The organism is Photobacterium sp. OFAV2-7 (genome assembly GCF_022347985.1).
Lineage (GTDB): Bacteria > Pseudomonadota > Gammaproteobacteria > Enterobacterales > Vibrionaceae > Photobacterium.
This window is the reverse complement of the sequence record NZ_JAKRFQ010000275.1, coordinates 1-5750: the sequence shown is the minus strand read 5'-3', so window position 1 is coordinate 5750 and position 5750 is coordinate 1. Positions and strand designations below refer to the sequence as shown.

At 43.1% G+C, this 5750-nt stretch carries 6 protein-coding genes and 1 pseudogene; 3 read left to right on the top strand and 4 right to left on the bottom strand.

Going from position 1 to position 5750, the window contains the following annotated elements:
* Nucleotides 1–373 (top strand): hypothetical protein (locus tag MHN01_RS14440; RefSeq protein WP_239411982.1); only part of this gene is annotated, 373 nt, incomplete at its 5' end.
* A 149-nt stretch (nucleotides 374–522) separates the two neighbouring features.
* On the opposite strand, the gene MHN01_RS14435 is transcribed toward MHN01_RS14440, so the two are convergent.
* The 4 genes from MHN01_RS14435 to MHN01_RS14420 all read right to left on the bottom strand — a co-directional run bounded on the left by MHN01_RS14435 (nucleotide 523) and on the right by MHN01_RS14420 (nucleotide 4546).
* Complete coding sequence (locus tag MHN01_RS14435) at nucleotides 523–1545, bottom strand: helix-turn-helix domain-containing protein (protein ID WP_239411981.1); 1023 nt, start codon at nucleotides 1543–1545, stop codon at nucleotides 523–525.
* A gap of 189 nt (nucleotides 1546–1734) precedes the next feature.
* Entirely contained in the window at nucleotides 1735–2424 is a 690-nt protein-coding gene (gene adk / locus MHN01_RS14430; RefSeq protein WP_239411980.1) for an adenylate kinase, read from the bottom strand.
* A 2-nt stretch (nucleotides 2425–2426) separates the two neighbouring features.
* On the bottom strand, nucleotides 2427–3317 hold the full coding sequence (locus MHN01_RS14425) for a hypothetical protein (RefSeq protein ID WP_239411979.1): 891 nt from the start codon (nucleotides 3315–3317) through the stop codon (nucleotides 2427–2429).
* A 428-nt stretch (nucleotides 3318–3745) separates the two neighbouring features.
* A complete protein-coding gene (locus MHN01_RS14420; protein WP_239411978.1) occupies nucleotides 3746–4546 on the bottom strand; it encodes an acyl-CoA thioesterase II in 801 nt (266 codons plus the stop codon).
* A 264-nt stretch (nucleotides 4547–4810) separates the two neighbouring features.
* Between MHN01_RS14420 and MHN01_RS14415 the strand changes: the two genes are divergently transcribed.
* Together MHN01_RS14415 and prpB are read left to right on the top strand one after the other, a co-directional pair.
* On the top strand, nucleotides 4811–5581 hold the full coding sequence (locus tag MHN01_RS14415; protein WP_239411977.1) for a GntR family transcriptional regulator: 771 nt from the start codon (nucleotides 4811–4813) through the stop codon (nucleotides 5579–5581).
* Nucleotides 5578–5750 (top strand): annotated as a pseudogene (gene prpB / locus MHN01_RS14410) (methylisocitrate lyase); the annotation flags it as partial. The gene MHN01_RS14415 and the pseudogene prpB, both read left to right, overlap by 4 nt.

The window sequence follows — 5750 nt, the reverse complement described above, 5'->3', positions numbered from 1 at the left end:
TCTCGGGGATCTCGAATTAATTAACCAGCAAAAGTTTGAGAGTGCCAGTACATTAAAGCAGATGCTTAAAGGGATTGAATCACTGGATGAAGACGCCCATAAAATCGTGATGAATCTTGCCCTGCAGAAGCCGACTAAAGTGGACATTGAACTTTTACCACAAGAGTGGTTAAGCGCTCTTTCCTACGAGCGGTATCAGTCCTTGGTGCAATTAAACGGCCAACAGTTTTTATATCATTGGCAGCTAGAAGAGGCGCTTCTTACTGGCAACGACAGTTGGTTGGGTCTTGAAAAGACCGTGTTAAATAAGCAATACAACCGAAGCCTTAAGCAAGATGTCGCTATTCTTCATCAATATTTCGCGGTTGAGTAATTTCGATAATGCTGGTAGCTATAAATAAAGGGGAAGCTCCCCTTTATTTTTTTGCGTAAACCATACTACAGTGTGGTCTTGTTGCTTAATATAGGTATGTATTCAACAAGATAAACTGATAAATAACAATTTACTATTAATTATCTATGCTAGTGTTTGCCACTGAGATGACTAGCATCCGTTAAGGTTTGCCAATGAGTGTTACCAAAACAGTAAGCTGAGGTATCTTCTCTTTCGGTATTATCTTTATCTAGCCATTCTTGGAATACCTTCTCCAAGTCCTCGATGGTATGAATTTGGTGGTTTCTAGCTGCTTGGGTATAGAAGTGAGCTAGTATGTACTGATAATATTCAAAGCATAATCCATTGATTTTGGAACTATTATAAGCCTTTATCTTTAAATGCTTGATGCCCAGATCAGCTAGAGCATTTTGATAATGATTGTTAACCTTGCCGCCAAGGAACTCGGTCCCCCGGTCTGTTAGCATCCGATTGATAGAAATATTGAACGTTTCTAACTTCGCTTTTACTTTATTGAGGAAAAACTGAGTCACAGATTCCGAGTCGTTAATATGGCTGAAGTTGGCAAATACATAACGGCTGTAACTATCGATGGCAATATGCAGGTACAGAGGCTCGATATTAGGAAAAGCGTCAAATTTGATACAGTCTTGAATTAATAGGTCACCTGGTGCTTTTGTTGCGAGCTGACCTTGTTCATTCACCAGATTGTCAGCCAAAACATTAATTGCGTTAAGTTGTTTATCTGATAAAACATACTCGCCGCGATCAGCTTTAACTTTAAGTGCTGTGATACGTTTTACTTTGGTTTCTAGATCATAACGCAGCCAGACGGAACGTACTCCATTAGGAGAGATAGGGTAACCTTGTGCGCTAAGAACCTCAGACATTTTCTTTTGACCTATCTCTGGCTGTTCAAAGGTCAACTCGAGCAGTTTGTGCTGAATTTCTTTGGTTACACGGTTTCGCAGCAGAGGTTTATCTCTGGTCTGATCCACTAAAGCAGCTTCTCCGCCAGTTTCATAAAGCTTTTTCATCCGGTAATAGCTGTCTCTACTGTAGCCATAGATTTGGCAAGCTTTTGAAACGTTGCCGAGTTCTTCCGCCAGACGTAAAAAAGCGAGTTTTGACTTAACCATTCCGTCTTTCATAGACACCATTAATTCTATTACCCATCACCCGTGTCCGTATATTCTATAATAACAAGTCTGGTTACACCATCTAATCCCATCACATTGATAATAATAAAAAAAGAGCAAATAGCGCTATGAGGCTATTTGCTCAATTGGGTCAAAACGAGAAGTTGAGATGGCTCAATAAAGGCAAATACATTTGCTTAATTAATCATGTGTTTCTTCATTCGATTTGTAGCGATCTTGGCTAGCTAAGTTAGCAAGTAGCGACTCTGTAACATCACCTTTTAGCATCCAAGACTCAACATCAAGCCTGATGTAGCGTAACGTCTCGCCAGATGCCGGGTTAGCATAATACTTTGTCAATGGTGATGTTTGTTCTTCATAAATGGCTAAGCGGCGCTGAATGACTTCTTCTCTATCATCGGCTCTTTGAATCAAGGGTTCACCGGTAATATCGTCTAAGTCTTTAATTTGCGGGGGAGTATACTCCGTATGATAAACTCGTCCCGATGCTTCATGAATTCGCCGCCCCGCCAAACGCTTAATAATGGTGGCGTCATCCACATTCAATTCAACGACCAAATCAACCTCAATACCCAACTCTTTCAGCTTGCATGCTTGTTGTAATGTTCTGGGAAAGCCATCGAGAATATACCCTTTTTGGCAATCCGCTTGCTGCAGACGCTGATGAAGTACCGACATAACAGTGCTGTCATCAACCAAAGCCCCAGTTGACATTGCTTCTCTTAGCCGGTTACCTAGCAGGGAGGCTCTTTGCGATTCATGCCTGAGCAAATCACCAGTCGAAACCTGAGGAATGTTATAGTGCTCTTCAAGTACCTTTGCCTGGGTGCCTTTGCCGGATCCGGGGGGACCAATTAATACAATTCTCATTGTCACAATTGTCCTCTAGTGCTGCTTGGTTGACAGAACTCAGGGTTGTAGCTGTATACAAAACTGGTTTTAGTCACGGAGTGCGGGTCTACCCAATCACTCATCTTTTGCATGGCATCGAATGTTGCTTTGGCTTTATTGACCGAAAGCTTGCTATACATCGCCGAGTCATCCTCAAAATCGAAAGAGATTTCCGCCACAATAGGTTTATCATTGGAGGTTGGCTTGTTTAAGTACCATAGTGTCAGGCTAACTTCGGATTCAAGTTGGTCAAGATTAAACTCTAGCCCTTTGTATACTCTTTCATAAACAGTGAGGCTACTGACCGGTCTGAGAGTAATATCACCACTGAATTGATAATTTCCCTTAAAATAAGGAAAGTTACTGTTGATATAATCCATGGTTTTTACTTTATCATTGGATTTAAATTTCGTTGATTTGCTATAGATGGAAGAAAATGTATTATCTGCTTTTACACCGATATCTAATTCAAACTTTGTTTCTGCCTCACTATGACTGGATTGTAAATTTTCAAAGCCAGTAATATACCGATCAGGGCTACGAAATTTAAATGACATAGAGGAGTCACCTTTAGTGATCCGTTCACGAAATGAATAACCATTCTCGCGAAGTAGGCAGCTACCCGGTACATCATAAAAGCGCACCTTGCGTTTTTTTGATAGTTTGTACTTACTTTCGACGTCAGTGTCAGCTGCGCTGCTAATCACCTGACTAACATTATTAAAGACTTGATCAACAATCGATGCTTCTTCATTGAAGTTAAAACGAGAGCTATCAAGCATCATTTTATATTCACGTGAAGTTACGCTTGGGTTTGCTGCCAGTGAAAAAGAAAACAAGCCCAGTGTTATATATCCAAAATATTTCAACATCACATACTCCTTCTCTTATAATTTTTTAGTATGAATATGTTATCTCAATATTTTTTTGGACTCACATCTTCATACTTGTTTTATCTAGGTTAATAAGATTGTTGGTAGCGAGTTGAATTTAACACTATCGAATTATTGTTATTATACTTTGGATCACAAATCCCGAATTAATCTGACATATCTTGATGTTGATGTTGATGTTGATGTTGATGTTGATGTTGATGTTGATGTTGATGTTGATGTTGGTGTGGTTCTTCTGGAATAGGTTGATATCAATCTTAAGTGATGGTGGGTAAGTCGATCTCGACAGATCACAATCTCATATCACCGTGTTTGCTGCTGGGTTGATAAATTTTAGTGGGGGCGATGATAAGCTAAAGGTTCAGCCAGGTTCTCAACTTAGCTGAAGCCTCTGGAGTATCTGATTGTTAGCTAAAAACCGCGACGCTCTGTCTGCTGATCGCGATTAGCTCTCCGGCACTGTCCCAGATGTTTGCTTCAAGGTGGGCATAGCCACCGGCTGCTTGTCGGGTATGGGCTTTATACGCAAACCACTCGTCAGGCTTAACTGGCTGATGAGGGTGAATAAATTCCAGGTTCCACATCATGGTACTGGCAGGTGCCGGTTGTTTCATCATTTGAAGCACTGCTGGTGGCCAGGCGTCAATCAGGCTGATGAGGTGGGCATCGGTTATTTGCTCCGGAGCTTGTTTAAAGCGCATCCAGCCATTGAGGGAAGATAGCGGTGAGCCGCTAAAGGGCATCGCACCTTCTGATACAGCAAGATCCAGATGCTGGATAAAATTAGGTGTCTGGCCTGGAATCATGGGAATACGCGGAAGGCTGTGTGGCTCTTTTAATTGGTGCGTGTCAGAGTTGCTTACTTCAATCTTTGAAAAACGGTCAGTGCCAAAACAGGCTTGTTGGAGTACCGCAATTTGACCATCCTGGATAATCCTCGCCGTAAGTTGAGAGGCGTTTCTCCCTTCTCGCAGCACTTCGACGTCGAATGAGAACGGAGTATCGGCAAACAGTGGGCCAACAAAGTTGGTTGTGAGCGAACGTAGTGGCCGATAGTCGGCAACTTTTTCCTTCATTACTGTGTAGAGAAGTGCTGCAGATATCCCCCCAAAAGCTGTTCTTCCTTGTGCCCAGTCCTCCGGGAGTGTCATCGTTGCCTGACTGTCTGTCAGCTCTTTGGCCGTCTGAAGTAGGGTATCAATATGCATAACTTGTCCTTGTTAACATTCTGTTAATTAACTTTATCTGGTCGGATCTCTTTGGTCAATATTTGAACGGTATCTGATAGCAGTTCTGCGAGCCGCGTAGCTAGTTGAAAAGCAGGCTCGCCTTTGGCGTGTAATTGACTTGTAACTGGCCTAACTGTCAACAATCTAGACTAAGGTCTAATACATATTGTTAACAATTGGCTTGATCTAAGCCGTTTTTAGGGCTAAATTTGTTCGTAAGTTAACTAATTGTTGACAATACTGATGACCAAACAAGAAGTAGCATTTGAAACTGTCGACAATCCTGATGAGAACGGGATTGCTAATAATCCAGTTAGTAAGGATTCAGCGCTTAAGGGAGCTGACGCAAAAGAGCTGACCAAATCAGAGAACCTGACTGAGCAACTGATTGACTTAATTGTGAACGGTGACTATTCAGCAGGCAGCAAGATTTCGGAGCCAGAGTTAGCCCGCCGTTTTGGAGTTAGCCGAGGTCCGCTACGCGAAGCTATGATGCGCGTTGAATCGCTAGGCTTGGTAGAGCGTGTTCCCCATGTCGGGGCGCGAGTGGTCGCCTTGACGCAAGAGAAACTGATTGAAATTTACTCGGTACGAGAAGCCTTGGAAGGCATGGCCGCCCGATTGGCGTGTATTCATATTACAGATAAAGAAATTAATGCCCTGCAGCAGTTGCTGGAAACTCATCAGCAGCATATCGAACAGGTTGATGGCGCCTCCTATTTCCATCAGCAGGGCGATTTCGATTTTCACTACCGGATCATCAAGGCCAGTCGAAATAGCAAATTAATCAGCTTGTTGTGTGATGAACTCTATCACTTGCTCCGAATGTACCGCTACCAGTCTCAGCGTTCGCATTCGCGCCCACAACAGGCTTTGAGAGAACACTTCCATTTGCTTGCCGCACTGAAGGAAAGAGATGGAGAGCTGGCGGAAATGTTGATGCGACGCCATATCATGCGCAGCCGCCTGCTGATTGAACAACAACTGAAAGATGACAAGGAGATAGCCTCATGAGTCCAGGGAAAAGCTTCCGGCATGCTGTTGCTGCCAACCATCCGCTGCAGATTGTCGGCACCGTTAACCCATACTGCGCCATGATGGCAGAGCAGGTAGGACATCAGGCCATATATCTGTCAGGTGGCGGGATAGACAATGCCTCATACGGTCTGCCGGATCTGGGGAT

Coding starts and splice junctions, on each gene's coding strand:
- MHN01_RS14435 (WP_239411981.1), bottom strand. CDS start 1,545: ATGAAAGACGGAATGGTTAAGTCAAAACTCGCTTTTTTACGTCTGGCG.
- adk (WP_239411980.1), bottom strand. CDS start 2,424: ATGAGAATTGTATTAATTGGTCCCCCCGGATCCGGCAAAGGCACCCAG.
- MHN01_RS14425 (WP_239411979.1), bottom strand. CDS start 3,317: ATGTTGAAATATTTTGGATATATAACACTGGGCTTGTTTTCTTTTTCA.
- MHN01_RS14420 (WP_239411978.1), bottom strand. CDS start 4,546: ATGCATATTGATACCCTACTTCAGACGGCCAAAGAGCTGACAGACAGT.
- MHN01_RS14415 (WP_239411977.1), top strand. CDS start 4,811: ATGACCAAACAAGAAGTAGCATTTGAAACTGTCGACAATCCTGATGAG.